Genomic DNA, 24,829 nt, shown 5'->3' with positions numbered 1-24,829 from the left:
CTCACTCATCGCCATCACCGCCCAGGATGCTCCGGGCCGCCATTCTCTGACGCGCCGCCAGATCCCGCTGCTCGTAGGCTTCCCTGCTTTCGTATTGTCCCTCCAGAACCTTCTTCACGGTTCGTGGGGCCGTGGCGATGAGTGCTCCATCCTTCTTGCGGACAGTCCGCACAGCCTTACCGATGGCTGTGTAGCCTAAGCCGAGCTTGTGAAGCTCCTTGATCTGCTTGATCTGCTTCTCAGTGAGAGACGGCTTTCGCCCAAGCGGCACCTCCGCTTCCTTCAGGGCGTCCAGGGCGCGCTGAGTCTTCTTGACAACTTCCTCGCGGTAGTTCTCATCAACCATCGAGCGGAAGGTGATCTCGATAGACTGCGACGCTTCCCGAGCGTGGGTGAAAGTCTTGTTCTCGCGGATCACATGGAGAGTGCCGCCAGGATCGAGGATGTCCTCTACCTCAGAGAGCACCTTGCCCTTCTTGCGGCCGATGCGGTCATAGGTGTAGACCACGATCTGAGTGTTCGCAGGGTCCTGCTGGAAGAGCGGGCGAACCTTCTTCGACCACGCGCTCTCTGGATCAGTCAGGTTGGTGGAGCCAGATACACCCTTGTCCACGAAGATGGTCATCTTCGGGTCGTAGGCGAGGAGTGCCTTCCTCTGGTTCTCCACGCTCATGCTTTTGCCGTCATCTCGGCTGAGCCGGATGTAGCCGATTCTCTTGGTCATTTTCTCTTACCTCCGCGACCGTCTTTCGCTGTCCGAGGCGTTCTCGGTTTTAGTCGCAGAAGGCAATATCAAAATGGGGTGATCCAGAGGTGGTGCTCGATCTGGGGGAATAAGTCGCATTAGCCGGTATGCGACACCACCATAAGACGAAGGGCCACGATCCGCTTTGGATCGTGGCCCTGTGGTGTCGCACACCAGCTCAGCTCGCAAAGTCGGTGTCCCGGGATAGCATTCACGAACATAGACAGAGAGCAGCCGGAGGCCGAGCATGGCGCTGACCCACCACCTGAAGAACACGCAGTCGCCGGTTCGCCAGTTCCTCTACGACAGCGCTCCCCACTTCTTGCTCGCTGGCAGCCGAGGGCACCTTGGCAAAGACATCGCCCGCGAGTTCCGCTTCGATGAGCTGACTGCTCGCAAGCTCGACCTGCCCATCCCTGAGGCTGTCAAGGACAAGCGGAGCCACGCCGGCCCCATCGGAACTGCCTTCGACTACCGAGTGCGGATGATGCTCGGCGGCTTCGCCGTGGGCAACACGGTCGCTCTCAGGGGTCTCGAGCATTTCCAGCTCCACACCGAGGGCATCCGGCGCGGCAAGCACATGGCGCGGGTCCTCGATGAGGCACTGCTGATCGCTGATCAGGCGGCGCAGAGCGGGACAGACGAGGATCAGGACCGGCTCGCCATCGTTCTGGCATGGTGCGAGAGCTTCTACCGTGCAGGGATCTACGCCGTGGTCGAGGGGACCCTCGGGAAGCAGCTTCGCAAAGCAAAGAACGGCGCTGACCTCCTCGCGCTGATCGATCCGCTCATGCTTGCCGATCTCGCCGCGCTTCGAACGGGTGCGGCTGAGCAGGTCGCGGAGTGGAATAGGGCCATAGATGCGGGAGGGCGCTTCGAGCCCAACCCCGTCTTCGCTGGTAGCGCGATGGTGGGAGGCGCTGACGCCGACTGGATGATCGGCGACACTCTGATCGACTGCAAGGCAACTGAGCGGCTGACCAATCCTTGGATCAGAGACACCCTGTTCCAGCTGCTGGGCTACACGCTCCTCGACTTCGAGGATGCGCTGCGAATCCGCTGGCTCGGGATCTGGCTACCCCGCCGCCGAGCGTTCCAGAGCTGGAGCCTCGGTGAGATCCTGGAACGCCCCGCCGATGAGGCGTTGCCGGATCTTCGAGCGAGGTTCCAGCAAACGCTTCGGGAATGGCACGAGCAGATGGCGGCGGAAGCGAAGGCGCGCCGGGAGGCCTGGGCGAAGTGGCGTGAGGAGTTCGAGGCGGAGATGCAGCGCCGCGAGGAAGAGGAAGCTGCGAAGGCCGAAGAGCGAAGGGCAAAGAGGCGAGAAGCCGACCGGAAGCGCCGGGAGGCCAAGAAGGCGGAAGCCCCAGCCGGGTGAACGACAGACAGAAGGGCCACGATCCGCTGTTGATCGTGGCCCTGTGGTGTCGCACAGCTCTCAGGGGAGCGAGATCATGCCCGCCCACTCCCTCCGGTAGCTGTAGCGGCTCATTGCCGATGAGCGCTGGCTTCCGATGAGCGAGTAGCGGTCCTCGCCTCGGGGAGCGTGGCTCAGGCTGTAGAGCCGGTTGCGGATGATGATGAGTTCCAGTGGTTCGGTGATGTGCTCCACGGCTCAGCCCTCAGTAGCTAATCCGCGCTTCGCGCATGAAGCGCTCCAGCTCTGCGAGTTCCCTCAAGACCTTGTAGAGATCTGGGTATCCACTCTTGAAGTGAGGCTGCTTGAAGAGCCAGCGACAATAGGCCCGGTCCCGGGCTACCTCCTCAAGAAGGTGGCCCTTGTGCTTCCCGAAGGGCATGGTTCCAGCGGTTGAGTTTACGATTTCCATTGCTCATGAGTTCCTTGCTTCCTCCCGCCTCAGCGGGGTTGGGGTGATTACCTGGTCTACGCGTCGGCGGGCGTCAGGTCGTCCACGGCTTCCTCGTCAGGGATGGTGATGATGCCGGGAAGCTGCGAGAGTGCCTGAGCTTTCTCCTCTGCTTCCTGCGCAGCGGCTTCCTTGTCGAAGTCCTCATCAGTCTTGAACCGGATGCCCTTCACGAAGGAGGCAACGGCCTTAGCCCTGCGGATTCGCTTCTCAGGCTCATCCCAGTGATCCTGCTTCTCGGGCGTCCAAAGCGACTGTTTTCCGCTCAGAGCCTTCGGGACTCGCTTGTTCTGAAAGTGCTCAGCCCCGGCAGCCTTGAAGTTGTCGTGGGATTTCAGCATCTCCATGAACTGGCGCTGTGCCTCAGGTCGCTGATTCGATCCTCCAGCGAGCACTGAACGCTCGTAGCTCTCGTGGAGATCGAGGACCAGGCAGAAGGAGTCCTCATCCTCGATGATGAACTCGTCCCACCAGAGGCTGATGCGATCCTGGCTCGACAGCCATTCCCGCTTGGCCGCTTTCATCGCGGGAGTCTCAGGCAGGATGCGCTTGCCGTTGGCGTAGAACTTGCGGGCGCCTTCGAGCGCCCAAGCGAGAGCCGCCTTCAGGATCTCCGGGTTGTCTTCCGCTCCGTCGAGCCGAGGATCCTGCGGCTTGATGGTCAGCTCCTCGCGGCGTCCCTCACGGTGCCAGCGCGCTACCTGCTCGTCATACTCGTCCTGCGGCAGGAAGGTGTAGGGCATGGGGATGAGCTTGAGCCGCTTCCGCGTGCCTCGATCCGTTTCGCTGACCTTGAGCTTGTAGTTCGTGTTGATCAGGAAGGTTGCCTGCACATCGAAGGTTTCCTCATCCACGCCCTTGTGAGCTCCGGTCAGGCTCTTGGTCCCGGCGAGGCCCTTGGAAGCCTTCGAGTCGAGCTGGCCGTTCTTGGGAAGCTCCTCGATGGGAATGAAGCGCTTCCCCTTGACCCGGATGTTGGCGAAGGTCTTACTGTTCTGGCTGTTGAGCAGAATGTCGGAATCGATCTGCTCGGAGTAGCCGCCGAGCAACGCCTTGAACACATCCGCGAAGGTGCTCTTACCGTTATCACCATCGGCCTGGAGGAAGAATAGACCCGCAGGGTTGGGCTGGTGGCCCGTCAGAGCTGAGCCTATGAGCACCTGCATATACTCGCGAGTCTCCGGAAGGAACGCTCCCAGGATGAGTTCGAAGAGTTCGGACTTGAAAGAGGGATCAACCTCGTCGACCAGCCGGCTACCGCTCGCAGTGAAGTAGTCCTCGGGCGTGGCGGGCCGAATGGCCGTCGTCCGCAGATCAATGGCTGTGCCGTTGATGTGGAGCACATCCTTGTCAGCGTCGAAGAGATCCGCCGACCTCATCAGCCGCCCGAATGCTACGCCCGTGGCGTTCCTGCACGGCGTGAGGTTGAGGTAGCCTCCGGCCTTCGCCAGGAGTTTCTTCGCGCGCTTCTCCTGCTCCTCCTTCTCCGTCGGATCATCCTTGACGGCCTCGGCTTCAGCTCGAAGCTGTTCCTTCAATGCCGGGTAGACCTCAGCGCGATACCAGTCGAGAAGATCGCTCACGATCTCGCTTGAGTTCGTCTTCTTCCACACGCCATGCTGGGGGGAGAACCGCGCCCAGCTATTCCACTCGTTCACCGAGACCAGCTCGCCCTTCCGGGCATCCTGATAGGCGCTGGCTACCCCTCCGTCGTTGAAGAACTCGCCGGTGAGTGGCGGCAGTTCCTGCTTCTCGTTCTGGGGCACGGTCGGATCGTCCTCTCTCTGCCGGTTAGGCTTTCGTTCCAGTTCTCTCTGGATTCGGTTCTGTTCGCGGTAGTCAACGAAGAGGGCCGCGCCAGCGTTGTAGCCGTTGCGAGCATCCTTCTCAGCACAGTCGGCCTCATGGCCGGAGAGCCATGCGGCTTCGAGGACCTGGGGCAGCACATAGTCTTCCTGGTCCCAGCCAGTGATCTTCCCGATGCTGTGGGCAAGGGAAAAGATGCCAGCGTGCCGCTGTCCGTCCGGCAGGCTGCTCATCTCAGAGAGGAGCTGATCAACCATTCGGCGCTGACCATCGCTCAAGGTGGTGTCGGGATACTCCTCGGGATGCTCGCGCCTATGCTTACGGCGCGCCTCTGCCTCTCGGCGCTGCTCCTCCTGCCGAGCCTTCTCTTCGGGATCGACGATCTTGTTGGCGGCGCGGAGCTTGTCCACGAGCGCGTCCACCAGAGGCTGTGGCATCTCTGCGATCGGTAGATCTCGGCTGACCTCGTAGCGAGCGATCGAGCCGTCCGGCATCGTCCGAGTGGTCCCGGGGCCGACGACGAACTGGCCGCTGGGGAAGACATCGATGCCGGGAAGAAGGTCTGTCGCCTTGCGGATCTCCGTCTCCTGGAAGATCCGGGGTAGCTGGAAGTAGTAATGAAAGCCGCCCGTGCCAGTGGCAACGGTGAAGGTCTGGAAGTCGTTGGGGATACCGAGCTCGCTGAGCCAGTTGGCGAAGGTCTCGTTTCCATCTACTCCGTGGTGAGTGTCGATGTCCAGGACGAAGAAACCGGAACGAGTGAGGCAAACTCCGTAGCGGCCCTTGGCCTGCTTCTTGACGCCGCCTTCCCACTCACCCCAGCCGATGTAGTAGGTCTCGATCTTCTCGCCACGCTTGCGCTTCGCCGCCTTCTCTTCCGGGGTGAGCTTCACCCACTTGGGATTCCTCTCCCAGGTGCAGGGGTTCTTCTCCGCGGACTTGGCCTTACCACTCCTCTCATCGATTCGAGTGGATCCGAGGCTGTTGAGTCCGAAGAGGTGTGCTCCGTGGAGCTGCCAGGGAACGAAGGAAAGATCGCTGTTGTCGTGGGCACCGCCGTTGAAGTTCGGGCAGTTGCTGAGAGTGATGTTAGCCACAGTGGCCTCCTGTAAATGCTTGATCTGAAACGCCCCATGGTCAGCGGGGCAAAGACTCATATCAAAGCGGTCAGCGGAGGGAGCAGACATACATCGGAATGTATGTTCTGGGCAAACGAACGGCCCGGATGTGAGAGAGGATCAAGGCCTTACAGGAAGCCACTCGATCTCACATCCGGGCCGTAGAGTCTTGGGCGACCAAACCCAGACCTCTCCCCGCAGGAGCACAACTTGTATATCAAAGCGGAAGCGGTAGGGGTGGTGTCGCACACGAGCAGCAGAACTCAACGCTGTGGTGTCACACTCCGGCCAGGAATCCAGGAATGTTGAGCCAAATGTTGAGGAATGTTGAGCCATAGGCCATATGGCTCAACATCGCCAGAGCCGCGATGAGAGTGCGGCTGTAGCCCGCTCAGAAGAAGAATGTTGAGCATGTTGAGCCGAAAGCGTTGGCAAGGCTCCTACATGGGAGAGATCTGTTTGGATCTTCTCTTACTAGTCAGGTTTTGAGATATGGCTCAACATGCTCAACATTCAACCAACCAATCCTGCCAGAGCATCGATGAGATCGGGGCTGTAGCTGTGTTGAGCCATAACGGCTGCGGCTCAACATTGCTCAACTATGGCTCAACATTCTTAGCCGTGGTGTCGCACATGAGCAGCAAGGAGCCAGCCAGACACAGCGCTACCCGCCTCAGCCCGTAGATGGGAGAGGCGGGCAGGTTGTGCGATGGGCTGTTGGTAGCGCCTCAGAGGGCAGGAGCTGGCGAGTCAGAGCGGTATCTTCGTCAAGCCCAGCTCTTCGATGATGGGATCGAGCTTGCCTGTGTCCTTCATCCGGGATCGGGTAGGCACCTTGCCGTTGATCTCCCAGTTCTCCAGCCGCGTGTGGCAGACCATCCAGCCTTGGCCCGCAGACCCCTTATCCATGCAGAGAGCGATAGCATCCCGCCTGCTCATGGCAAAGAGCGCCTTCGGCCTTCTGCTGATGGACTTGTAAGCCAGGAAGATCACCGAGAGTCGGCCACCGTCCTCCAGCCATTCCTCGTAGGCCGCGTCCTCCTCTGGAGTGGTCTCTCTGGCGATCATGCTCCTGTTCCTTCGAGCCAGGCATCGTAGAGCGAGCCGTAGTCGATGCCGAGAACATGGGCGGCAAGCTCGAAGAGCGCTTCTCTGGAAGTGGAATCGTCCAGCCAACCTCTCGCGGCCATTGCGTCATAGATCCTGTGGGCGTTGGCCTGTGTCCACAGCGCGAGCGACTGGGGAGTTTCCTGCTCCACTGATTCGGCGCTGGCTTCTGCGAAGTGCAGGAATCGGAACCACAGCCGCTCCGTGGTCTCCTGGTCAGTGATCTGCATACTCATCTCGTTCTCCTCCTGTCGAAGAATCCGCCCATCTGAACGGATCTGCTGTTCTTCTACCGAGATTCCGAGCGAGTGTGCGCGCACCGACGAAAAAAGATGGGCTGATGCCGAAGCACCAGCCCATCTGCCGCGGAATCACCCGCTTTTCAGCGCGTGAGGAAATCCTGCGCGTAGGTAGTATCCGTGAGGTGAATCGCGTTGATCTTCTTCGCGACGCTCTTTCCGGCCTTGGAGATGTTGCCGTTCTTGCCGAAGAGGTCGCCGCCGAAGAAGACGAAGAGCGCGGCGAGCACGGCCATGGCCGCGAAGGTCAGGAAGCCAGCGAACTGCCGCTTCCAGAGTAGGACGAGCGCGACCACAGCGATGATGCCCACGAGCACGGGGCCGATCCAATCGCTGATGGCAGTGTTGACAAGATCGCCGAGGGCGAGGGTAGTGATTTCCATGATTCCTCCAGATGAGCCGTGCCCCTTGGGGGCACAGCTCATATCGAGGCGATAGCTGCCCGTCTCAGCCCGTCTCTCCTTCAGATCGTCGGGATGTGCGGCTCTGGGCTGTTGGCGTCGGAGATCGCAGTCTCGGGCGAGTCAACAGCGGTTGCTGCCCGTGCCGCCAGCCGCTGCGCCTTGACGGCCATGAAAGTGTCGTAGCCCTGGAGGGCACGGGCGAACTTCTCCGACTGCTTGCGCCTGTTCCAGGTCATCCTCTGCTCGTGCTCCCTCCAGCCGGGCATCCTGCGCCTCCGCTCAGCGTTGATCTCGGCTGCGTGGCTTGCTGCAGCCCGGGCCTTTGCCTGCCTGTCCATGGGTCCTCCCTTGATCGATGGAGGTTCTATCAGCGGGCGCCTGCCGATGTGTCGCACACCTGTGGGCGAGGACGGTCAACTCTGACGAGGAAAGCAGCCCCCGTGTATCGACATGCGCGCTGCACGGTTTCTGCCCGAGGTTGCGGACTACGGGCTGAGGCGCCCGCTACAGCGTCGACGAGGCCGATGCTCTGGCCTACGCGCTCGGACTGCCCTCTGGGCATCTGGAGAGGGCACAGAAAAGCCCCCGGACGAAGGGGGGTCCGGGGGCTTTCGCGGTGGTGCCGTGGAGCTGTTATATCAACGGGTGGCTACATCAGCCCGGCGTAGACGCAGGTGGAGATCCCGCCGACCAGCGACCGCTGAGTCTTGTAGAGCACCCACTTGGAAGCGTGCTCGCCGCTGGCAAAGCGGACGGCGTAGGTCGCTGAGCTTCCGAGAGGGATGACGCTTGAGCCGGTGAAGTCTGTCGTGTAGCCGCTCGGCCCCCCTGTTGTGGTTGCTGTGATCGAGCCAGGCAGCTCCTGAATCTTCCCGTCTACGAGCACCCCGTGCTCTGCGGCGCCATTGAGGCTAGTGTCAACGCTCCATCTGAACCGGATGTGCGAAGCGGAGGAGAGGGAGCAAGCGCTGGAGGCGACTATCGGCTCGGGGATCTCCGGCTCCTCCGGCTGTTCCGCCGTGCCACAGCTCTTGGCTCCGGCCATGCCCGTGAACTCTCCTTGGAAGCCCTTGGCCTGGATACAGAAGCCTCCGTCATCCAGCGCGGCATTCGCACCGTTGCCGATGAGGGGGGCGGCGATGAGGGAAAGGCCGAGAGCCACTGCACTGACGACGAGTAGGTTCCGGCGGTTGGTGTTCTTTCTCATGGTGATCTTCCTCCTGGTGTTGAGATCAGGAGGCCATATCAAAACGAGTGGTTCAGCGCAGTTAGACGAACTGCCCCGGGAAAGAGAAAGGGCACAATCCGAGAAACCGGACTGTGCCCTTCCCCCCCCAGGAGGCAAATCAAGCTGAGAATCACACAACAACCCTCAGCGCCCCATATCGCTACGGATCACCAGCCAAACCCCAAGGTGCGCGCGACCCGCTTCTGCGCTTTGGCGTCTCCAGCGCTGGCGGCGAACAGCGCGAAGAGGAAGCCCAGCACCTCCCGAGCGGACTTCTGAACGAGCCGATGGGGAAGCCGCACCAGCTGAGCGCCATCTTTGCCCGTCAGGTGCTTGACGAGCTTGTTGCCAGTCCAGCCAGCGAGCTTCAGCCCGACCCTCAGCGCCTTTGCGGTCTCTTCGAGAGCTGCCCTCACGATAGAGCGCCGCGCCTCGGCGGGCTTGCGCTGCCAGCGCGCGTTGGGTATCTCACTCAGAATCCAGCTGTTGGGCTTGTCTTCGAGCCACTTCCTACGCTTCGGATCCTTCGCCATCCGCTCGTGTGCGGCCAGCTCCTCCGCGTCCCGCTCATCCTGATAGCGGTGCCCCAGCTCAGCCCGAACAGCGCTGCGGTAGAGATGAGCATGCTTGTCCGTCGCGAGAGCCAAATGCTCGAGGGTATCCGTGGCAGTCGCCGGATTGCGAGCGACGAGGAGCCGCACATTCCAATCCGGAGAGTGCGCGAGCTGGGCGAGGATACCCGCATCGTCGGTGCTCTCCGCCAGGAAGAGATCCTTGGGGTTCGTCTGGCGTGGAGCCGGCTTCGCTCGAACAGGGGCCGAGCCCCAGCCGAGCGCGGGAAGCAGCATAGGCTCTATCCGCGTTTCGATGGCGGCTTCTTCGGGGCGCTTGGAGAGAGAGGCGCGCCAGCGCTCAGCTTCGTAGGGGGTGAGCTTGATCAGCTCGTCGCCCTTGCGCTTCCAGGTCTGGCGTCTGTGCTCAGTCCCGACCGAGAACACTCCGTCGACGACCGGGCTGACGATCTTCACCGAGCTGTGGCCGTGGTCCGACAGTTCCCCTCCACCTGCCTCAGCGATCCCGACGATGGAGGTGTGCGCGCCACCGTAGGGGCACTGCACCTGGGCCACGCACTTCATGTAGCGCTGGCGGCTCGGGGACCAGTGCAGATTAGCTTTCGCCACTGTGCTCATCACCAGCCCTCCTCTCTCAGCTCGATGATCGACTTACCCGTTCTCAGGCTTTCGCGGAGCATCGGCAGGTCAGCTTTGGTGAAGGCGGGCCAGCGCCATTCCGTAGCCTTGGGCTTCTGCTCCCTCAGCCGCTCAGCGGCCTCGATCCCCTTGGCGTGGGGGCCGAGGGAGCAAGTAGACGGGTGCGCGCATACCTCTGGCTCGGCTGCGCCTGGCCGTAGATGGAAGCTGAGGCCTTCGAGGTCTTCCGGCTTCAATGTGGTCATGGTGATCTCCTCCTTCGAGTCAGGAGGAAATATCAATCACAGTGCATCGGCGCAGATAGACGACCACTTGCGGAGGAGCGCGAGGACCTTCTCGGCTACCTCCTCATCCTCGTAGCGATACTCACCCGCCGCGCAGTAGGAGCACCGGCCCCAGCACGGATCGGGCCGCTCCCACTCCAGGAAAGCGTGGAAGCCTACCTTCTCGCCCAGGAGCGGCTGCTGTTCCATGTGCCCTCACCTCGAAGCGCACTATCGGCGGACACCATGCAACCATCGGCGCAGTTAGCGACTCGGTGAGCGCGATCCTCCTAGTCCGAGGCTGACTCCTTCCATCAACTGCTGTTGACTCGCGCTTAGGATCAAGGAGGAGACGCAACCTAAGCGTCAGCAAAAAATAAAGACCACTGGATACTGGCCGCCGCTGCTGCTCCCGCTTCTGCCGCCTTGGAAGCTCAGATTCTGGTTAGTCAGCTCATCGCCTGGAGCTGGGTAGGGCTGTTGCGTAAAGGTGCCAGTCCTTGATGGCAGCTTTCAGCACTCCACGGGCTGTAGTAGTGGAACTGGTCTCGACAGTTGGGAATGCGTCGAGCGCTGGATGAAGGTGTGCGCACACTTCCGTAGCCCACTGGGCGGGTTCGCAGTGGCAGGAGCGAAGACTGCTGTTGCAGCCTTCGGCGGGGTCTCGGAGGCCTACGGCCCGAGGGCTGGTTGGAAGCGTGCCAACAGCTTCCAGCGGGAGACCAGAGAGTGCTTACGGCCTCTGGCGAGGAGCACCGCTCCTCGGCCCGCGCAGCGCAGTCGGGATACCGAAGATGGCCAAGGTCTTCGGCTGGGAGCATCGCTCCCAGGGCACTGCCCACGGCAGGGCCTGCTTGCAGCGAAGCTGCAATGACGACGAGCGGAGCTCGGCGTCTGCTTTTCCCCCCCCCTGGAGGTCAGCGAAGCTGCCCTCCTCAACTGCCGTCTTGAACGGGAGTGGGGCGAAATATGCCCGCTCAAGAGGAGTTTGCAGCAGTATTTGCAGTTCGTTTCCTCCCGTATTGATATCCGGCGTGTGTAGTTCGCGATTTCTCTGTGATCAGTCGCAGGAGCGCGATCCTAAGCCGAATCTCACCAGGAGGAGAACGAGAAGATGACCACTACCAGCACCCACAGCACCCCCTCAAGCGTCCCAAACTTCATGGAGGACGACGAATACGAGAGCGGCGTAGCGATACAGCCCGGGACTGTAGAACAGCCTGAGAACAGCGCTCAGCCATCGGCTCAAACCGCGGAAGCGGCTCAGAAGCCCGCTGAAAGCGTAAGCATCGGCGCAGTTAGCGACTCGTCTTCCGCCGATTTCAACCCGATCTTGGCTGGCGATCTGGACGAGTTCGACGGTGAAACCACGGCTGAGTCAGAGCCGAAGGCGCCCGCTGCACCCACCGGCAAGGAGTGGAAGCAGCGTGTGGCAGCCGGTGAAGTGAAGGGCTACGAGCATCCGAATCGGGGCAAGTCCGAGGACTCTCCGACCAAGAAGAAGGCCTCGACCTACCGTAGAAAGCGGCTCGGTGAGAAGGACTTCACGGTGCTTGCGGTCCTCCTCATCCACGAGTTCCTTACCACCAAGCAGGTAGCCATCATCCGTGGCATCACCGGTTCGAGCGCTCGGAGGCTGATGCTCGGCCTCCAGGAGATCGGTGTAGTCGATCAAGAGAAGTTCCCCTACGGCCCTCAGCTCTGGTATCTCACTGGCCGTGGGCTGACCTATCTCCAGGGCGTCATGGAGATCCCCGAGGCGGCTCAGCCGCTTCACCGCAAGGGCCACTTCGACATCTCGAAGATCCGCCCCAACTTGCTCGCAGCGCAGGTGAGTGCGCAGCTCGTGGCTGGGACTGACACGATCCGACAGCACATCGCCCTGCCGCTCAGCACGGGAATCGACCTGATTCCTCATCTCATCCCCGAGTCCTACATCCGCAGCGAGTTCACGAAAGCCATTCAGAAGTCCGCTGGAAAGGGTGTCTTCGGAAACAAGGAAAAGCGAGCGAAGGCGATCCAGAAGCACTGGATGGAGCTCCGTAAGGAGACCACTGAGGACAAGGAAGCTCAGCTCCGAGAGCACCCAGAGCTGTGGATGCTCACTGGTCGCTCGGTGGTCTTCGGCGGGGAGAGCAAGCACTTCCATCCTGCCGATCTGATCCTGAATCTCCTTCCCGCCGGTCAGCTCCCGATCCATCTGGAGATCGAAACAAGCATCAAGAACGAGCACGAGATCAGAAAGATCATCACCACCTACATGGACCCGAACACCCCCAACGCTCTGGGCTCGGTGATCTACCTCACCCATGAGAAGACCATCGCGAAGCGGGTGCTGGAGATCGCTCAGGAGGTCTACGAGAAGCTGACCGACATGAAGAGCAAGCCGAAGGACCAGTGGAGGAAGCAGGCTCTCATCAAGGTTGCGCTGCTTAAGGACGCTGAGGGCAACCTCTTCTCCGGCAAAGTCTGGGATCTCTGAGAGCAAACGAACTGCACACGCTTGCGACTGAGCAGGTGCGCGCATACCAACGGCGGCGAGGAACTACCACCCTCGCCGCCGTTCTATTCTGTCTGCCTGGGTTCGCCATGTTCCTCCAGGAATCGCGACCGCTCGCATCATCATCCAGGATGGCCACTCTCAGCCCGCGGTTGCCCGTCTGAGGCTGGAGCACAGCCCAGAGGGTCAATGCCGTCGGGGCTGTAGCAGGCGCGCTCAGAACAGCCTTTCAGCGCCCTGCCGATCGGCAGATTCAGCGTGGCTTGAAGGCGTTGCCCCGGTAGAGGTCGCCCTCGACATAGGAGATCATCTCGCCCGTTCTGGAGGTTCCGAGCCAGAGATAGTCTCCCTCGCGCCAGTCAATGTGCCAGCCAGCCTTCGCGAGCGAGTCGCCGAGCGTTTCATCGGCGCCTCCAGGGAAGAAGGCCTCCCCGGAGGAGGGCGGTTCGAAGAGATCAAGGATGGCTTTCACCCCATCGAAGGTCTGCGGCTTCTCTTCCTCGATGCGGTCGAGCGTGCGCTGGTAGTGCTTCCAGTAGGCGTCCATGCGGCGACGATACGCGGACGCTAGCCAGACTCAAAACAGCAGGTCAGAACTAGTTTCCAGGAGGAGTTGACTCCTACCAGGAGTCCAATCATTGTTGGCCATGCCACACCACAACCACCGCTCGAAAGGCACCGATCATGGCAAACGCAACCGCTCCCCAGACCACCGCCGCCAAGGCCGGCGGGTTCGACCGCAAGGACATCACTCGCATGTTCGCTCGGCTCAAGCACGAGGTCGGCGGCCTCGTGGATGACGCGAACCGCTCGCGTCCCTTCTACGCCAAGAGCAAGGAGGAGGCCGTCGCCAAGCGGGACGCTGCCATCAAGGTGCTCAACGAGCTGGCCGACCGGATCGATGTGCTGAAGAAGGACTGATCGGACAGCAGGGCCGGGGATCATCCCGGCCCTTCCTACTTTCCACTCCCACCAGAAAGCAGCTCATGGAAACCCGCATCCTTCTCAACATCTCCGACAACGGCGGCTACGCCCCTGACCAGATCAACACGAGCTTCACCCTCGGCAAGCTCCTCGAAGGGCTGAACCAGGCCATCGAGACCTTCGGCGAGGATGCCGTCATCGTCCTCAGCAACGGCCAGCGCTACGGGGCTGGCTACGGCTCAATCATCGACCCCGGCTACGGGGACCTGTTCTACACCGCAGAGGACGGGGAAGACGACTGATGGGCGCGAGAGAGCGGATCCTCGCAGCGAGCTTCGCCTACCCGGCGAACTGGGACGAGATGGGGTCCTCCGAGAAAGATCTCTGGGAAGAGAACATCCTCGCCTATCTCGACCGGCGCGAGGCGGAGGAGAACTGATGGCGACCTACGACGCCACCGAAGCCCACAAGCACATCAAGCCCGAGCTGATGGACGAGTTCAAGAAGACCCTGGCCGATGCTGAAGCCCAGGGGCAAGAGGTCTACTCGGTCATCGTCGGCAACGGCGTGCCGCTCCTCTATTCGGTGAGGGACAAGGGCTGATGGACCTCCACGAGCTGCTGGAGCTGTTGAAGCAGGCCACCGATATCGCGGCCAGCTCAGCGAGCGACGGCTACGAGATCGTCCGGCCCCATCTCCACACCGCCGCCCAAGCGCTGGCGGACTTCCTCGCGGAGGGACACTGAGCCCTTTGCGCGGACCAACGCAAAGAGCCCCCGGCCATTTGGCCGGGGGCTCTTGCTCTGTCAGAGCGCTTCGCGCAGATAGTCGAAGATGATCGAGGACAACTCCCCGTGAAGTGATCCTTCCTGTTCCAGTGTTTCCACCGCTGAGACCCAGCGCTCTGCATCGATCTCCAGGCCGAGCGCCGCTTCGGCATGGGCACGGGTGATCTCCTGTCCGATTGCGGGCTCAGTCATGGAGCTGATCCGCGAACCTAGGAGCAAGCTCGTAATCGCCGTCCGCGATCTGCGCGGCGGTGAGCCCGAAGAGTTCAGCCGCTCGCGGCACTTTCTTGAAGTAGGCGCAGTCGCAGGTGTGATCGCAGTGAGCGCGCTCGGTGTCGGCAGGTTCAGCTCGAAACCCACCCATGAGAATGTCCGGGTCTTCGAGCGGGACTGTGATCTCGCAGAGGAGCGCGTGCCAGCATCCATCGATGTTCTGCTCCACTTCGGGCAGGCCGAAGTTCTCCTCGAAGAACTCGATGATCTCCTCATCTGTTGCTGCTGTAGTCATGGTGATTCCCTTTCGGCTGTCGGTTTCAGACTTCAACTGCGCCGTGAATCTCACGGTCGCCCCAATACATGACTGCCTGATCGGCAGCACGGCGAAGGTGATCCGCAGCGGCGCAGCGTAGATCCGCGGTGAGCGCTGGAGAGTCGTCCTCGAACCCAGCAAGGAACTCCCCGACGAGCCGTTCAGGCTCCTCGGTCCAGAACTTCTTGAACTTCGCTGCGCCGCCGGTCTCGTCGATCAGACGAAGCTTGCGGAAGCGCTCGCCTGCTGCACGAGCACTGCGCTTCTGTGCCTTCTTTCCCGCGCGCTTCGCGCTCTTGAGTTGCTTCTCCATCGCCGCAAGCTGCTGTCCCAGGGAGTCCTCGCCGAGTTGGTTGGCGAAGCGACCCCCGAGACCTTCCAGGAGCATCATCACAGCGAACTTGTCGTCCCTCGTTTCGGCGCCTCCGAAAATGGACTCGAGGAGGTCGAACATGAAGGCGACCGGGGATTCGGACGCCCAGGCCTGCTGGACGACGGAGTTGATCAGAGCGGTGTTCCTTGTGTTCATCATCACTTCCAATCTGTGGTCATGGGAGGGGCCGCTACTCGGTGTGAGTAGCGGCCCCGGTTCTTGCTCGCGGTTAGGCCGCTGCCTTGACTGCTGAGCCATGATGCTGCTGACACTCGCTGCCATGGACCTCTTCCCAGGTGACTTCGCCGGAGTCGAGGAGCGCCTGGACGGTAGTCGCCCGCCTCATGAGCTGCTTGAGCGTGTGAAGGATGCTCGCTTTGTAGTTGAGAAAGGCGTTCTCGGAGAAGAAGGTGTGGGCCAGGACGAGGAGGTAGCCAGGTGCATCTGCCGCATCTGGATCGTCACTGGGAACCGGAGACAAGTAGGCATCGATGAAATCCCCGGGATCGTCCTCGCTCAGGAGTCGGCGCTCTTCGCAGAGAACGAAGTAGGGCTCCAGCAGCGGGGTGGCAATCTCACAGATTGCCGAGCCGACTGCCGAGTCATAGTCGAGCGATCCATCGTGGAAGAGTTCGAGAATCCGCTCCTGGAACTCATCAGAGATCTCCTCCGGGTGAGCCCCCATGAGGTGGCGGAGCCGCTCGCAGGGAGTCGTAGCCAACCAGATCCCCTTGCGGAGCGCTCGGATCTTCCGGCTCTCTTCGGCGGTAAGTCCTTCGAGAGCAGGCCGGTTCGCGTTCTTCTTGCTCTTGCTGTTCTTCTTGTTGCGTGCTGCTTTGCCCATGGGGGCCTCCTTATTGGTTAGTGGCTCGATCGAGCCGGATTTCTGTGGGCCGGACGGAGCGTGCGCCCCGCCGAGGTCTGTGGGTAGCGAGCGCAATGCTCGCCGGGTTGTTCGCACCAACTGGTGCGGTAGTTCAAACTCTGAAGTTGTGAAAGTTCGTATCTGCCCGGATCCGTGTTTCCTCCCCGGGCGTCTGTCCGTTCCCGGCCTGACGAGAACTAATCTACGGGAACGAGTTCGAACTCTGCAAGTCTAACTTGTCAGGAACTCGCGCTGAACTCGGATTCCGAATGCCGCGAACCCCGAAAAATCAAGGAAAAACGGGGCCCGGAAGAAATTGGAGAAATATTTGGCGCTCGGCGTGTCGCGTGTTTGAACAAGGTTCTGGTGCGGGTTCAAACTCCGGTGTAGGATGGGTTCATGGCAATCGAAAAGATCATTGTGATGCGAGACGATCTCGATTCGAGCGAGATCCCCGAAGGGGGCGGCGGCGAAGTTTCCTTCGCGTTCAAGGGGCAGCGCTACGAGATGCACCTGACCACCGAGAACGAGCAGAAGCTTGCCGATGCACTTCGACCGTTCATCGAGAAGGCCCGGAAGGTGGACAGCACCAAGGAGGAAGCAAGCCACAGCGAGGGTGGGGATGAGAAGCCCTACGATCTGCGCGATGCACGCCGCTGGCTTCGCGAGCAGGGCTACGAGTTGAACCAGGTCGGCCCGCTCAAGGCAGAGTTCCGGAAGATCTACGAGGAGGCCCACGGCCTGCCGCCGTGGAAATGACCACAGGAGGCGATCTCAGCGTCGAGCACAGGAGATCGGTGTGATTGCTCGATCTCGGGATAGTGGGCGCAGGAGCGGGCAGCTACGACGAAGGGCCACGCACTCCGATGAGTGCGTGGCCCCTTTTGTGTGCCTGGCGGCGGTGGCTACTTCTTGCCCACCTTCGACTGGATCGTGCTCATGACCATCGTGTCGGCCAGAGTCGTGGTGTCACCCACCTCTCGGCCCTCCGCCACATCGCGGAGCAGCCGCCGCATGATCTTCCCCGAGCGGGTCTTCGGGAGCTCGGTCACGATGTAGATCTCCCGGGGGCGGGCAATCGCGCCGATCTGGGACGCGACCCAGGATCGCAGCTCCTGCGCCAGATCCTCGATGTTCTCGTGGGATGACAGGTAGCTTTCCTTCAACACACAATAGGCAACCACCGCCTGCCCCGTCGTCTCGTCCGAGGCGCCCACGACCGCGGCCTCCGCGGTCGCCTCGTGGGCGACGAGGGCCGACTCGATCTCCGCGGTGGAGAGGCGGTGCCCCGAGACGTTCATGACGTCGTCGACGCGGCCGAGTAGCCAGATGTCGCCGTCCTCGTCGAGGCGCGCGCCATCCCCCGCGAAGTAGTAGCCCTGCTCGGCGAACTTGTCCCAGTAGGTCTCCTTGTAGCGCTCGGGGTCGCCCCAGATGCCGCGGAGCATGCTCGGCCACGGCTCGGTGATGACGAGCAGGCCTCCGTTGCCGTTGCCGACATGCTCGGCCTTCTCGTCGACGACGTCGATCGAGATGCCGGGGAGGGGCACCTGAGCCGAGCCGGGCTTCGCCTCCGTCACGCCGGGCAGCGCTGACACCATGATCGCGCCCGTCTCGGTCTGCCACCACGTGTCCACGATGGGGGTCTTCCCGCCGCCGATGACGTCGCGGTACCAGACCCACGCCTCGGGGTTGATCGGCTCGCCGACCGAGCCGAGGACGCGCAGACTCGACAGGTCGCGCTGCTGCGGGATGACCCTGCCCTGCTTCATGAATCCCCGGATGGCCGTCGGGGCGGTGTAGAGGATGGTCACGCCGTACTTCTCGACGATGTCCCACCACCGGCCGGGTGCGGGGAACTCGGGCGTGCCCTCGTACAGCACCTGCGTCGCGCCGTTGGCGAGCGGGCCGTACGCGACGTACGTGTGCCCGGTGACCCATCCGATGTCGGCCGTGCACCAGTACACGTCGGACTCGGGGCGGAGGTCGAACACGTTCCGGTGCGTGAACGCGGCCTGCGTGAGGTAGCCGCCCGACGTGTGCAGGATGCCCTTCGGCTTCCCCGTCGTGCCCGACGTGTACAGGATGTACAGCGGGTTCTCCGACGGGAAGGCCTGCGCGGTGTGCTCGGCCGGCGCCTGCGGGACGACGTCGTGCCACCACAGGTCGCGGCCCTCGGTCCATTCGACCTCGTTCTCACCGCGCTTGACGACGAGAACGTGCTCAACGGTGAGCTGCGCGCCGTCGCCGCGGTCGGAGAGCGCCTGATCGACGGCCGGCTTGAGCGGCGACACCTTGCCCTTGCGGTAGCCGCCGTCGGCTGTGATGACGAGCTTCGCGCCGGCGTCGTCGATGCGCGAGCGCAGGCTGTCGGCGCTGAACCCGCCGAACACGACCGAGTGGATGGCGCCGATCCGCGCGACCGCGAGCATCGAGGCGATGGCCTCGGGGATCATGGGCAGGTAGATCGCGACGCGGTCGCCTGCTCCGACACCGAGGTCGGTGAGCACGTTCGCGAGGCGCTTGACCTCGTCGGTGAGCTCGGCGTAGGTGACCGTGCGGGAGTCGCCCGGCTCGCCCTCCCACAGCAGGGCCACGCGGTCGCCGTTGCCCGCCTCGACGTGGCGGTCGAGGCAGTTGTACGCGACGTTCAGCTCGCCGTCGGCGAACCACTTCGCGAACGGCGGCGTCGACCAGTCGAGCACCTGGGTGAACGGCTTCTCCCAGTGCAGCAGCTCGCGGGACTGCTCGGCCCAGAACCCCTCGCGATCCGCGGCGGCGCGCTCGTACAGGTCGGCCTTCGCGACGGCGTCCGCGGCGAACTCGGGCGACGGCGCGAATCGGCGCGTCTCGGTGAGCAGGTGGTCGATCTGGCTGGACATTCGATCGCTCCTTCGCGTGCAGGTCCTGAAGCCGCGACGCCGCGGCGCCGGCTGACGAAGCCGACCATCCGAACCTACGCCGCCGCCGGACGGGTCGGGTACCTCCGAAAGTCGGGGGTGCGCCTCAGGCCGCCCGACGCCGTGTGCCCAGGCGGCGTGTCTCGTCATGGTTCTCCACGGATGGCGCGAGTGCCCGTTCTCGAGGGCGCGGGCTCCCTAGCGTCGAGGCATGGCCGTCCCCTTCATCGTCCAGCCGCGTGGAAACCCCCGCCGCGCGCCCGGAGATGACGACGCGCAGGCCGCGCGGCGGGACGACCTGGCGGCGCGGGCGGACCTGGGGCCGCTCGCGCCGTACCTCGCCGACGACGCCGTGACCGACCTCTTCGTCAACGGGACCGCGGGGCTCTTCGTCGACCGCGGGGAGGGGCCGCGGCACGATCCGAGCTGGCGGGCGTCGGAGCGCGAGGTGCGCGACCTGGCCACCGAGCTCATCGCACGGGGCGGACGCCACATCGACGACGCGACGCCGTGCGTCGACGTGCGCCTGCCGGGCGGCATGCGCATCCACGCGGTCCTGCCGCCGGTGAGCTCGAGCGGAACGTCGCTGTCGATCCGCGTGCCCCGGCTGACCCGCGCCGACCTCGGCGACCTGTGCCGCGGCGGCGCCTTCGCCGACGACGTCCGCGCCTGGCTGGTCGAGATCGTCCGTCGGCGCGAGAACGTGCTCGTGACGGGAGCCGCGGGCACCGGCAAGACGACGCTGCTCGCGGCCATGCTCTCGCACACTCCGCCCAACGAGCGGATCGTGACGATCGAGGACGTCGCCGAGCTGCGCATCGCGCATCCGCATCACGTGTCGCTCGAGGCGCGGCAGCCGAACCTCGAGGGCGCCGGCGCGATCGGCCTCGCCCGGCTCGTGAGGGAGTCGCTGCGGATGCGCCCCGACCGGATCGTCGTGGGGGAGTGCCGCGGCGAGGAGGTCCGCGAGCTCCTCACGGCGCTCAACACGGGTCACGACGGCGGTGCGGGCACCCTGCATGCATCGGGTCTCGACGACGTGCCGGCGCGTCTCGAGGCCCTCGGCGCGCTTGCGGGCATGGACGACCACGCCGTCGCGCGCCAGGTCACGAGCGCGATCGGCTTCGTGCTGCACCTCGAGCGCGACCGCGCCGGGCAGCGTCGGCTGGCCCGCGTCGGGCGATTCGCGGATGGGCGGGGTCGGCTGGCGATCGAGGAGGTCGAGCCGTGGCGCTGAGGAGAAGGCGCCGCGACGAGCCGACCGGTCCGGTCGCGGAGACCGTCCTGCGTCTGGCCGTACTGTTGCAGGCGGGTGCATCGCCGACGACGGCATGGCGCCACCTCAGTGAGTCGGGCGACGCGGCTGCCGAGCGGATCGTCGCGCGCTCGGCCGCCGGCATGCCCCTCGTCGAGGCGATCGAGGCGGAGGCGGCGGCCGTCGAGCGCCCGCGCGATCCGGCGGCCATCCGCCTCGCCGCCGCCTGGCGCGACGTCGCAGCCGCGTGGCATGTGTCGATCGCGGTGGGCGCGCCGCTCGCCGAGAGTCTCCGCGCGATGGCAGCCGCACTTCGCGATGCGCAGGAGAGCGGCGACGATGTGCGGGTCGCGCTCGCGGAGCCCGCCGGCACCGCGCGTCTCATGGCCTGGCTGCCGCTGTTCGGCCTGCTCATCGGCGGGGCGCTCGGCTTCGACACGCTCTCCGTTCTCGTGGGCGACGCGATCGGCCTCGTCTGCCTGGGGAGCGGGCTCGCCCTCCTCCTCCTGGCTCGCATCTGGACCGGTCGCCTCGTCCGCGCGGCTCAGCCTCCGGCCGGGACACCGGGCATGACCGCCGAGCTGATGGCCATCGGACTCGCGGGCGGCGTGTCGATCGACCGCGCGACGCGGCTCGTCGACGAGGCCGCGGGCGGCCCCCGTGCTGTCGATCGCATCGAGCCCGTGCTCGCTCTGTCGCGTTCGGCAGGGGTGCCAGCGGTCGAGCTGCTCCGCGCCGCCGCCGCGCACGACCGGCACGACGCGCGCACGCAGGGCCGGATGCGCGCGGCGCGCCTCGGTTCGCGTCTGCTGCTGCCGCTCGGCGTGTGCACCCTGCCGGCGTTCCTGTGCCTCGGTGTCGCGCCGATGATGCTCAGCGTCATCCGCGCGACCCCTCTGCCCGCACTCGGCGGCTGAGCCATCGACCCCGGGAATCCATCCAGAGAGAAAGAAGGAGCACATGTCAGAGAAGCCCACCCTCCGACTCGTCGAGCTGCTCGACGACGAGACCGGAGCGTCGACGGCGGAGTACGCGATCGTCACCATGGCGGCCGTCGCGTTCGCCGGTCTGCTCGTGATGATCATGCGGTCGGGCGAGGTGCAGCAGATCCTCACCGATCTCGTGCGCCGCGCGCTCACGGTTCCGTGATGCGACGGGCGGTGCGGCGGCGACGCGGATGGCCGTGCCGCGCGAGCGAGCGCGGCTCGGTCACGGCCGAGCTCGCCGTCGCGCTGCCCGCCGTCGTGCTCGTCGCCGCGCTCGGCATCGCCGGGCTCGGTGCGGCCTCGCGCCAGGTGCAGCTCCAGGACGCCGCGGCCGACGCGGCGCGGCTCATCGCGAGGGGAGAGGAGGAGGGGCGCGCCGCCGGCATCGTCGCGGCGGTCGGCGGCGCGCTCTCGATCGCGCACCACGGCGACCTCGTGTGCGCGACGGCCGAGGCCGAGGCCCGCATCGGAGCGCTCGCCGTCCCGCTGTCCGCGTCGAGCTGCGCGCTCGCCGGAGGATGGTGATGTCGGGCACCGCGGTCGGGGCGGGCGTGGTCGCGGCAGCATGCGCGCTCGTCGTCGGGCTCGCCGCTGCGGGAGGGGCGGCGGCCGAGAGCCAGCGCATCGCGAGCGTGGCCGACGCGGCCGCGCTCGCCGCGGCCGATGCGGCGAGCGGCGCGGTCGCCGGCGACCCCTGCGGGCTTGCGGGCCAGGTGGCGGGTGCGGGCCGGGCATCCCTGGCGTCCTGTACCGTGGAGGGTCTCATCGCAACCGTCTCCGTCCAGTCCCGATACGGCGGATTCCCGGTGGCGGCCGCTGCCCGAGCGGGCCCGCCTCCCTCATGAGCCGAGGCGCTCCCCTGTGAGCGTCCGGTCGGCGCGCGATGTGTATGGTGTGCTTCGAGGAAAGGACGCCCCTTGGCATCAGGCAAGACGGCATCAGGCAAGACCGCTGCCGGCAAGACGCTCGTCATCGTCGAGTCCCCGACGAAGATGCGCTCGATCCAGAGCTATCTCGGCGACGGCTACGAGGTGCTCAGCTCGGTCGGCCACATCCGCGACCTCGCCGACAAGCGCGACATCCCCGAAAAGGACCGCGAGGCCTACGGCAAGTACTCGATCGACATCGAGCACGGCTTCGAGCCGTACTACGTCGTCAGCGATCGGAAGACGAAGACCGTCTCCGAGCTCAAGCGCGCGCTCAAGGACGCCTCCGAGCTCCTGCTCGCCACCGATGAGGACCGCGAGGGCGAGGCCATCGCGTGGCACCTCCTCGAGACGCTCAAGCCGAAGATCCCGGTCAAGCGCATGGTGTTCCACGAGATCACCAAGGACGCCATCCAGGCCGCCGTCGAGAAGACGCGCGAGCTCGATCTCGCCCTCGTCGACGCCCAGGAGACCCGGCGCATCCTCGACCGCCTCTACGGCTGGGACGTCTCCCCGGTCCTGTGGCGCAAGATCGGCAGCGGCAGCTCCGGCGCCGCGCTCAGCGCAGGACGCGTGCAGTCCGCCGCCACGCGGATGGTCGTGGACCGCGAGCGCGAGCGGATGGCGTTCGTGTCGGCCTCGTACTGGGGCATCGAGGCGACCGCGGCGCGCGCCGCCGAGAGCTTCTCGGTGCGTCTCGTGCGCGTCGACGGCGCGCCCCTCGCGGTCGGCCGCGACTTCGACGACAAGGGCCAGCTCAAGCGCGCGGTCGTCGTGCTCGACGAGGCGGGCGCACGGCAGCTCTCGACCGCGATCGACGAGACGGGAACGGCGCGCGTCACGAAGGTCGAGGCGAAGCCCGGCACACGGCGCCCCTCCGCGCCGTTCACGACGTCGACCCTCCAGCAGGAGGCCGGCCGCAAGCTCGGCATGACCGCGAAGGTCACGATGTCGGTCGCCCAGAGCCTGTACGAGCGCGGATACATCACCTATATGCGCACCGACTCGACCAACCTCAGCGCGCAGGCGATCAGCGCCGCGCGCGAGCAGGCGGTCGCGCTGTACGGCGAGAGCGCCGTGCCGCTCAAGCCGCGGTCGTACGCGTCGAAGAGCAAGAACGCGCAGGAGGCGCACGAGGCGATCCGCCCGTCGGGCGACCGCTTCCGCACCCCCAAGGAGGTCGCGGGGCAGCTCGGGCGCGACGAGCAGCGGATGTACGACCTCATCTGGAAGCGCACCATCGCGAGCCAGATGTCCGACGCGAAGTTCGAGACGACGACGGTCACGCTCGAGACCGAGGCGGATGGCCGGAAGGTCGAGTTCACGGCGTCGGGCACCGTCTACACGTTCAAGGGCTTCCTCGAGGCGTACGAGGAAGGGCGCGACGAGAAGCGCGGCGACGCCGACGAGGCGAAGGAGCAGTCGCTCCCGCGCGTCGCGGAGGGCGACGAGCTCGCGCTCTCCGACGCGACCGCGAAGGGGCACGAGACGACCCCGAAGCCGCGCTACACCGAGGCGAGCCTCGTCAAGGCGCTCGAGGAGCGCGGCATCGGGCGGCCCTCGACGTTCGCGAGCATCATCGGCGTCATCCTCGACCGCGGGTACGTCGTCAAGCGCGGTCAGGCGCTCGTCCCGACCTGGATCGCGTTCAGCGTGATCCGCCTGCTCGAAGACCACTTCTCCGAGCTCGTCGACTACGACTTCACGGCAGAGCTCGAGGACGACCTCGACGCCATCGCGCGCGGCGAGCAGCGCCGCGTCGACTGGCTGAAGTCGTTCTACTTCGGCGGGGAGGGGCATCCCGGCCTCCGCAACATCGTCGACAACCTCGGCGAGATCGACGCGCGTGCCATCAACTCCATGCCGATCACCGAGACGGCGACGCTACGGGTCGGCAAGTACGGCCCGTACCTCGAGGTCGTCGACCCTGCGAAGCCCGACGAGAAGCCGCGCATCGTGAACGTGCCGGAGGATCTCGCGCCCGACGAGCTGACGCCCGAGAAGGCACAGGAGCTCATCGATGCTCCGGTCGTGAGCGACCGGGTGCTCGGCGAGAACCCGGAGAACGGCAAGATCGTCGTCGTGAAGGACGGCCGGTACGGTCCGTATGTGCAGGAGCAGGAGCCGCCGTCGGCCGATGAGGTCGACGAGGCGACGGGCGAGGTGGCCGAGGAGCCGAAGAAGCGCGGCGCCAAGAAGGCCGCTGCGCCGAAGCCGCGCACGGCGTCGCTCTTCAAGAGCATGACGCCCGAGACGGTCGACCTCGACACCGCGCTGCGCCTGCTGTCGCTCCCGCGCGTCGTCGGCGAGGACCCGGAGAGCGGCGAGCAGATCACCGCGCAGAACGGCCGCTTCGGCCCCTATCTGAAGAAGGGCTCCGACTCGCGCTCGCTCGAGAGCGAGAGCCAGATCTTCGACATCACGCTCGAGCAGGCGCTCGAGCTCTACAAGCAGCCGAAGTACGGCGCGCGACGGGCGTCGAGCGCGCTCAAGGAGTTCGACAACGACCCCGTGAGCGGCAAGCCGATCCGCGTGCGCGACGGCCGCTTCGGGCCGTACGTGACCGACGGCGAGACGAACGCGACGATCCCGCGCGGCGAGACGGTCGACGAGATCGACTTCGAGCGCGCCAAGCAGCTGCTCGCCGACAAGCGCGCCAAGGGGCCGGTCAAGAAGCGCACGACGACGCGCAAGACGACCACGACGCGCAAGCCGGCCGCGAAGAAGAAGTGAC

At 64.5% G+C, this 24,829-nt stretch carries 31 protein-coding genes; 14 read left to right on the top strand and 17 right to left on the bottom strand.

Going from position 1 to position 24,829, the window contains the following annotated elements; translation table 11 throughout:
- Nucleotide 1: 1 nt before the first annotated feature.
- Nucleotides 2-724, bottom strand: a complete 723-nt coding sequence (locus PKE79_RS11935) for a recombinase family protein (RefSeq protein ID WP_271173916.1) — start codon at nucleotides 722-724, stop codon at nucleotides 2-4.
- Between the two features lie 268 nt (nucleotides 725-992).
- Between PKE79_RS11935 and PKE79_RS11930 the strand changes: the two genes are divergently transcribed.
- Nucleotides 993-2,123, top strand: a complete 1,131-nt coding sequence (locus PKE79_RS11930; RefSeq protein ID WP_271173915.1) for a hypothetical protein — start codon at nucleotides 993-995, stop codon at nucleotides 2,121-2,123.
- 60 nt (nucleotides 2,124-2,183) lie between these two features.
- Here PKE79_RS11930 and PKE79_RS11925 read toward each other — a convergent pair whose 3' ends face one another.
- The 10 genes from PKE79_RS11925 to PKE79_RS11880 form a co-directional block, all read right to left on the bottom strand.
- Nucleotides 2,184-2,357: a hypothetical protein gene (locus PKE79_RS11925; RefSeq protein WP_271173914.1), complete on the bottom strand. Its 174-nt coding sequence runs from the start codon at nucleotides 2,355-2,357 to the stop codon at nucleotides 2,184-2,186.
- A gap of 273 nt (nucleotides 2,358-2,630) precedes the next feature.
- A complete protein-coding gene (locus PKE79_RS11920) occupies nucleotides 2,631-5,516 on the bottom strand; it encodes a bifunctional DNA primase/polymerase (RefSeq protein ID WP_271173913.1) in 2,886 nt (961 codons plus the stop codon).
- A 771-nt stretch (nucleotides 5,517-6,287) separates the two neighbouring features.
- Entirely contained in the window at nucleotides 6,288-6,605 is a 318-nt protein-coding gene (locus PKE79_RS11915) for a hypothetical protein (RefSeq protein WP_271173912.1), read from the bottom strand.
- Nucleotides 6,602-6,880 (bottom strand): hypothetical protein, encoded by a 279-nt coding sequence (locus tag PKE79_RS11910; protein WP_271173911.1) that lies wholly within the window; start codon nucleotides 6,878-6,880, stop codon nucleotides 6,602-6,604. Before PKE79_RS11910 ends, PKE79_RS11915 begins: the two co-directional genes overlap by 4 nt.
- A 146-nt stretch (nucleotides 6,881-7,026) precedes the next feature.
- Nucleotides 7,027-7,326: a hypothetical protein gene (locus tag PKE79_RS11905; protein ID WP_271173910.1), complete on the bottom strand. Its 300-nt coding sequence runs from the start codon at nucleotides 7,324-7,326 to the stop codon at nucleotides 7,027-7,029.
- 80 nt (nucleotides 7,327-7,406) lie between these two features.
- Complete coding sequence (locus PKE79_RS11900) at nucleotides 7,407-7,583, bottom strand: hypothetical protein (RefSeq protein ID WP_271173909.1); 177 nt, start codon at nucleotides 7,581-7,583, stop codon at nucleotides 7,407-7,409.
- 413 nt (nucleotides 7,584-7,996) lie between these two features.
- Entirely contained in the window at nucleotides 7,997-8,554 is a 558-nt protein-coding gene (locus PKE79_RS11895) for a hypothetical protein (protein ID WP_271173908.1), read from the bottom strand.
- Nucleotides 8,555-8,742: 188 nt separating this feature from the next.
- Nucleotides 8,743-9,765: a hypothetical protein gene (locus PKE79_RS11890; RefSeq protein ID WP_271173907.1), complete on the bottom strand. Its 1,023-nt coding sequence runs from the start codon at nucleotides 9,763-9,765 to the stop codon at nucleotides 8,743-8,745.
- Complete coding sequence (locus PKE79_RS11885) at nucleotides 9,765-10,031, bottom strand: hypothetical protein (RefSeq protein WP_271173906.1); 267 nt, start codon at nucleotides 10,029-10,031, stop codon at nucleotides 9,765-9,767. The genes PKE79_RS11890 and PKE79_RS11885 overlap by 1 nt, the downstream gene beginning before the upstream one ends.
- Nucleotides 10,032-10,067: 36 nt before the next feature.
- Nucleotides 10,068-10,259 carry a hypothetical protein gene (locus tag PKE79_RS11880; RefSeq protein WP_271173905.1) on the bottom strand — a complete coding sequence of 64 codons (192 nt, stop codon included), beginning with the start codon at nucleotides 10,257-10,259 and terminating at the stop codon, nucleotides 10,068-10,070.
- Nucleotides 10,260-11,163: 904 nt separating this feature from the next.
- Between PKE79_RS11880 and PKE79_RS11875 the strand changes: the two genes are divergently transcribed.
- Complete coding sequence (locus PKE79_RS11875) at nucleotides 11,164-12,531, top strand: hypothetical protein (protein WP_271173904.1); 1,368 nt, start codon at nucleotides 11,164-11,166, stop codon at nucleotides 12,529-12,531.
- 271 nt (nucleotides 12,532-12,802) lie between these two features.
- Here PKE79_RS11875 and PKE79_RS11870 read toward each other — a convergent pair whose 3' ends face one another.
- Complete coding sequence (locus tag PKE79_RS11870; protein WP_271173903.1) at nucleotides 12,803-13,096, bottom strand: hypothetical protein; 294 nt, start codon at nucleotides 13,094-13,096, stop codon at nucleotides 12,803-12,805.
- Between the two features lie 137 nt (nucleotides 13,097-13,233).
- On the opposite strand from PKE79_RS11870, the gene PKE79_RS11865 reads away from it, so the two are divergent.
- From PKE79_RS11865 to PKE79_RS11845, 5 genes are all read left to right on the top strand, one after another.
- The gene (locus PKE79_RS11865; protein ID WP_271173902.1) at nucleotides 13,234-13,470 is read left to right on the top strand and encodes a hypothetical protein; all 237 of its coding nucleotides are present in this window, start codon (nucleotides 13,234-13,236) and stop codon (nucleotides 13,468-13,470) included.
- Nucleotides 13,471-13,535: 65 nt separating this feature from the next.
- Nucleotides 13,536-13,775: a hypothetical protein gene (locus PKE79_RS11860; protein WP_271173901.1), complete on the top strand. Its 240-nt coding sequence runs from the start codon at nucleotides 13,536-13,538 to the stop codon at nucleotides 13,773-13,775.
- On the top strand, nucleotides 13,775-13,912 hold the full coding sequence (locus PKE79_RS11855) for a hypothetical protein (RefSeq protein WP_271173900.1): 138 nt from the start codon (nucleotides 13,775-13,777) through the stop codon (nucleotides 13,910-13,912). The genes PKE79_RS11860 and PKE79_RS11855 overlap by 1 nt, the downstream gene beginning before the upstream one ends.
- Nucleotides 13,912-14,076, top strand: a complete 165-nt coding sequence (locus PKE79_RS11850) for a hypothetical protein (protein WP_271173899.1) — start codon at nucleotides 13,912-13,914, stop codon at nucleotides 14,074-14,076. Before PKE79_RS11855 ends, PKE79_RS11850 begins: the two co-directional genes overlap by 1 nt.
- Nucleotides 14,076-14,219 (top strand): hypothetical protein, encoded by a 144-nt coding sequence (locus PKE79_RS11845; RefSeq protein ID WP_271173898.1) that lies wholly within the window; start codon nucleotides 14,076-14,078, stop codon nucleotides 14,217-14,219. The genes PKE79_RS11850 and PKE79_RS11845 overlap by 1 nt, the downstream gene beginning before the upstream one ends.
- 60 nt (nucleotides 14,220-14,279) lie before the next feature.
- Here PKE79_RS11845 and PKE79_RS11840 read toward each other — a convergent pair whose 3' ends face one another.
- The 4 genes from PKE79_RS11840 to PKE79_RS11825 form a co-directional block, all read right to left on the bottom strand.
- Nucleotides 14,280-14,453, bottom strand: a complete 174-nt coding sequence (locus PKE79_RS11840) for a hypothetical protein (RefSeq protein ID WP_271173897.1) — start codon at nucleotides 14,451-14,453, stop codon at nucleotides 14,280-14,282.
- Nucleotides 14,446-14,769, bottom strand: a complete 324-nt coding sequence (locus PKE79_RS11835) for a hypothetical protein (RefSeq protein WP_271173896.1) — start codon at nucleotides 14,767-14,769, stop codon at nucleotides 14,446-14,448. The genes PKE79_RS11840 and PKE79_RS11835 overlap by 8 nt, the downstream gene beginning before the upstream one ends.
- A gap of 25 nt (nucleotides 14,770-14,794) precedes the next feature.
- Nucleotides 14,795-15,325 carry a hypothetical protein gene (locus PKE79_RS11830; protein WP_271173895.1) on the bottom strand — a complete coding sequence of 177 codons (531 nt, stop codon included), beginning with the start codon at nucleotides 15,323-15,325 and terminating at the stop codon, nucleotides 14,795-14,797.
- A gap of 67 nt (nucleotides 15,326-15,392) precedes the next feature.
- Nucleotides 15,393-16,007, bottom strand: coding sequence for a hypothetical protein (locus tag PKE79_RS11825; protein WP_271173894.1), 615 nt, complete (start codon nucleotides 16,005-16,007; stop codon nucleotides 15,393-15,395).
- 420 nt (nucleotides 16,008-16,427) lie between these two features.
- Between PKE79_RS11825 and PKE79_RS11820 the strand changes: the two genes are divergently transcribed.
- Nucleotides 16,428-16,787 (top strand): Lsr2 dimerization domain-containing protein, encoded by a 360-nt coding sequence (locus tag PKE79_RS11820; RefSeq protein ID WP_271173893.1) that lies wholly within the window; start codon nucleotides 16,428-16,430, stop codon nucleotides 16,785-16,787.
- A 146-nt stretch (nucleotides 16,788-16,933) separates the two neighbouring features.
- Here the strand turns inward: PKE79_RS11820 and acs are convergent, their stop codons facing one another.
- A complete protein-coding gene (gene acs / locus PKE79_RS11815) occupies nucleotides 16,934-18,910 on the bottom strand; it encodes an acetate--CoA ligase (RefSeq protein ID WP_271173892.1) in 1,977 nt (658 codons plus the stop codon).
- A 229-nt stretch (nucleotides 18,911-19,139) separates the two neighbouring features.
- Between acs and PKE79_RS11810 the strand changes: the two genes are divergently transcribed.
- From PKE79_RS11810 to topA, 6 genes are all read left to right on the top strand, one after another.
- On the top strand, nucleotides 19,140-20,165 hold the full coding sequence (locus PKE79_RS11810) for a TadA family conjugal transfer-associated ATPase (RefSeq protein ID WP_271173891.1): 1,026 nt from the start codon (nucleotides 19,140-19,142) through the stop codon (nucleotides 20,163-20,165).
- Nucleotides 20,156-21,100 (top strand): type II secretion system F family protein, encoded by a 945-nt coding sequence (locus PKE79_RS11805; RefSeq protein ID WP_309299974.1) that lies wholly within the window; start codon nucleotides 20,156-20,158, stop codon nucleotides 21,098-21,100. The genes PKE79_RS11810 and PKE79_RS11805 overlap by 10 nt, the downstream gene beginning before the upstream one ends.
- A gap of 43 nt (nucleotides 21,101-21,143) precedes the next feature.
- Nucleotides 21,144-21,332, top strand: a complete 189-nt coding sequence (locus PKE79_RS11800) for a DUF4244 domain-containing protein (RefSeq protein WP_271173890.1) — start codon at nucleotides 21,144-21,146, stop codon at nucleotides 21,330-21,332.
- On the top strand, nucleotides 21,332-21,694 hold the full coding sequence (locus tag PKE79_RS11795; RefSeq protein ID WP_271173889.1) for a TadE family type IV pilus minor pilin: 363 nt from the start codon (nucleotides 21,332-21,334) through the stop codon (nucleotides 21,692-21,694). The genes PKE79_RS11800 and PKE79_RS11795 overlap by 1 nt, the downstream gene beginning before the upstream one ends.
- Nucleotides 21,694-22,014, top strand: coding sequence for an Rv3654c family TadE-like protein (locus PKE79_RS11790; protein WP_271173888.1), 321 nt, complete (start codon nucleotides 21,694-21,696; stop codon nucleotides 22,012-22,014). Before PKE79_RS11795 ends, PKE79_RS11790 begins: the two co-directional genes overlap by 1 nt.
- Before the next feature lie 72 nt (nucleotides 22,015-22,086).
- Nucleotides 22,087-24,828 carry a type I DNA topoisomerase gene (topA, locus tag PKE79_RS11785; protein ID WP_271173887.1) on the top strand — a complete coding sequence of 914 codons (2,742 nt, stop codon included), beginning with the start codon at nucleotides 22,087-22,089 and terminating at the stop codon, nucleotides 24,826-24,828.
- Nucleotide 24,829: the final 1 nt, after the last annotated feature.

Source organism: Microbacterium barkeri, from assembly GCF_027921765.1.
In the GTDB taxonomy this organism is placed as follows: Bacteria; Actinomycetota; Actinomycetes; order Actinomycetales; family Microbacteriaceae; genus Microbacterium; species Microbacterium barkeri.
Note: the sequence above shows the minus strand (reverse complement) of the source record. Positions and strands in the feature narration are given on the sequence as shown.

Excerpts from the sequence above, each read along its gene's own strand:
- PKE79_RS11865 (WP_271173902.1), top strand. The coding sequence starts at position 13,234 with ATGGCAAACGCAACCGCTCCCCAGACCACCGCCGCCAAGGCCGGCGGG.
- PKE79_RS11845 (WP_271173898.1), top strand. The coding sequence starts at position 14,076 with ATGGACCTCCACGAGCTGCTGGAGCTGTTGAAGCAGGCCACCGATATC.
- PKE79_RS11840 (WP_271173897.1), bottom strand. The coding sequence starts at position 14,453 with ATGACTGAGCCCGCAATCGGACAGGAGATCACCCGTGCCCATGCCGAA.
- PKE79_RS11850 (WP_271173899.1), top strand. The coding sequence starts at position 13,912 with ATGGCGACCTACGACGCCACCGAAGCCCACAAGCACATCAAGCCCGAG.
- PKE79_RS11835 (WP_271173896.1), bottom strand. The coding sequence starts at position 14,769 with ATGACTACAGCAGCAACAGATGAGGAGATCATCGAGTTCTTCGAGGAG.
- PKE79_RS11855 (WP_271173900.1), top strand. The coding sequence starts at position 13,775 with ATGGGCGCGAGAGAGCGGATCCTCGCAGCGAGCTTCGCCTACCCGGCG.
- PKE79_RS11910 (WP_271173911.1), bottom strand. The coding sequence starts at position 6,880 with ATGAGTATGCAGATCACTGACCAGGAGACCACGGAGCGGCTGTGGTTC.
- acs (WP_271173892.1), bottom strand. The coding sequence starts at position 18,910 with ATGTCCAGCCAGATCGACCACCTGCTCACCGAGACGCGCCGATTCGCG.
- PKE79_RS11810 (WP_271173891.1), top strand. The coding sequence starts at position 19,140 with ATGGCCGTCCCCTTCATCGTCCAGCCGCGTGGAAACCCCCGCCGCGCG.
- PKE79_RS11860 (WP_271173901.1), top strand. The coding sequence starts at position 13,536 with ATGGAAACCCGCATCCTTCTCAACATCTCCGACAACGGCGGCTACGCC.
- PKE79_RS11795 (WP_271173889.1), top strand. The coding sequence starts at position 21,332 with ATGCGACGGGCGGTGCGGCGGCGACGCGGATGGCCGTGCCGCGCGAGC.
- PKE79_RS11820 (WP_271173893.1), top strand. The coding sequence starts at position 16,428 with ATGGCAATCGAAAAGATCATTGTGATGCGAGACGATCTCGATTCGAGC.
- PKE79_RS11880 (WP_271173905.1), bottom strand. The coding sequence starts at position 10,259 with ATGGAACAGCAGCCGCTCCTGGGCGAGAAGGTAGGCTTCCACGCTTTC.
- PKE79_RS11885 (WP_271173906.1), bottom strand. The coding sequence starts at position 10,031 with ATGACCACATTGAAGCCGGAAGACCTCGAAGGCCTCAGCTTCCATCTA.
- PKE79_RS11875 (WP_271173904.1), top strand. The coding sequence starts at position 11,164 with ATGACCACTACCAGCACCCACAGCACCCCCTCAAGCGTCCCAAACTTC.
- PKE79_RS11915 (WP_271173912.1), bottom strand. The coding sequence starts at position 6,605 with ATGATCGCCAGAGAGACCACTCCAGAGGAGGACGCGGCCTACGAGGAA.
- PKE79_RS11930 (WP_271173915.1), top strand. The coding sequence starts at position 993 with ATGGCGCTGACCCACCACCTGAAGAACACGCAGTCGCCGGTTCGCCAG.
- PKE79_RS11905 (WP_271173910.1), bottom strand. The coding sequence starts at position 7,326 with ATGGAAATCACTACCCTCGCCCTCGGCGATCTTGTCAACACTGCCATC.
- PKE79_RS11870 (WP_271173903.1), bottom strand. The coding sequence starts at position 13,096 with ATGGACGCCTACTGGAAGCACTACCAGCGCACGCTCGACCGCATCGAG.
- PKE79_RS11895 (WP_271173908.1), bottom strand. The coding sequence starts at position 8,554 with ATGAGAAAGAACACCAACCGCCGGAACCTACTCGTCGTCAGTGCAGTG.
- PKE79_RS11800 (WP_271173890.1), top strand. The coding sequence starts at position 21,144 with ATGTCAGAGAAGCCCACCCTCCGACTCGTCGAGCTGCTCGACGACGAG.
- PKE79_RS11935 (WP_271173916.1), bottom strand. The coding sequence starts at position 724 with ATGACCAAGAGAATCGGCTACATCCGGCTCAGCCGAGATGACGGCAAA.
- PKE79_RS11890 (WP_271173907.1), bottom strand. The coding sequence starts at position 9,765 with ATGAGCACAGTGGCGAAAGCTAATCTGCACTGGTCCCCGAGCCGCCAG.
- PKE79_RS11825 (WP_271173894.1), bottom strand. The coding sequence starts at position 16,007 with ATGGGCAAAGCAGCACGCAACAAGAAGAACAGCAAGAGCAAGAAGAAC.
- PKE79_RS11790 (WP_271173888.1), top strand. The coding sequence starts at position 21,694 with ATGTCGGGCACCGCGGTCGGGGCGGGCGTGGTCGCGGCAGCATGCGCG.
- PKE79_RS11900 (WP_271173909.1), bottom strand. The coding sequence starts at position 7,583 with ATGACCTGGAACAGGCGCAAGCAGTCGGAGAAGTTCGCCCGTGCCCTC.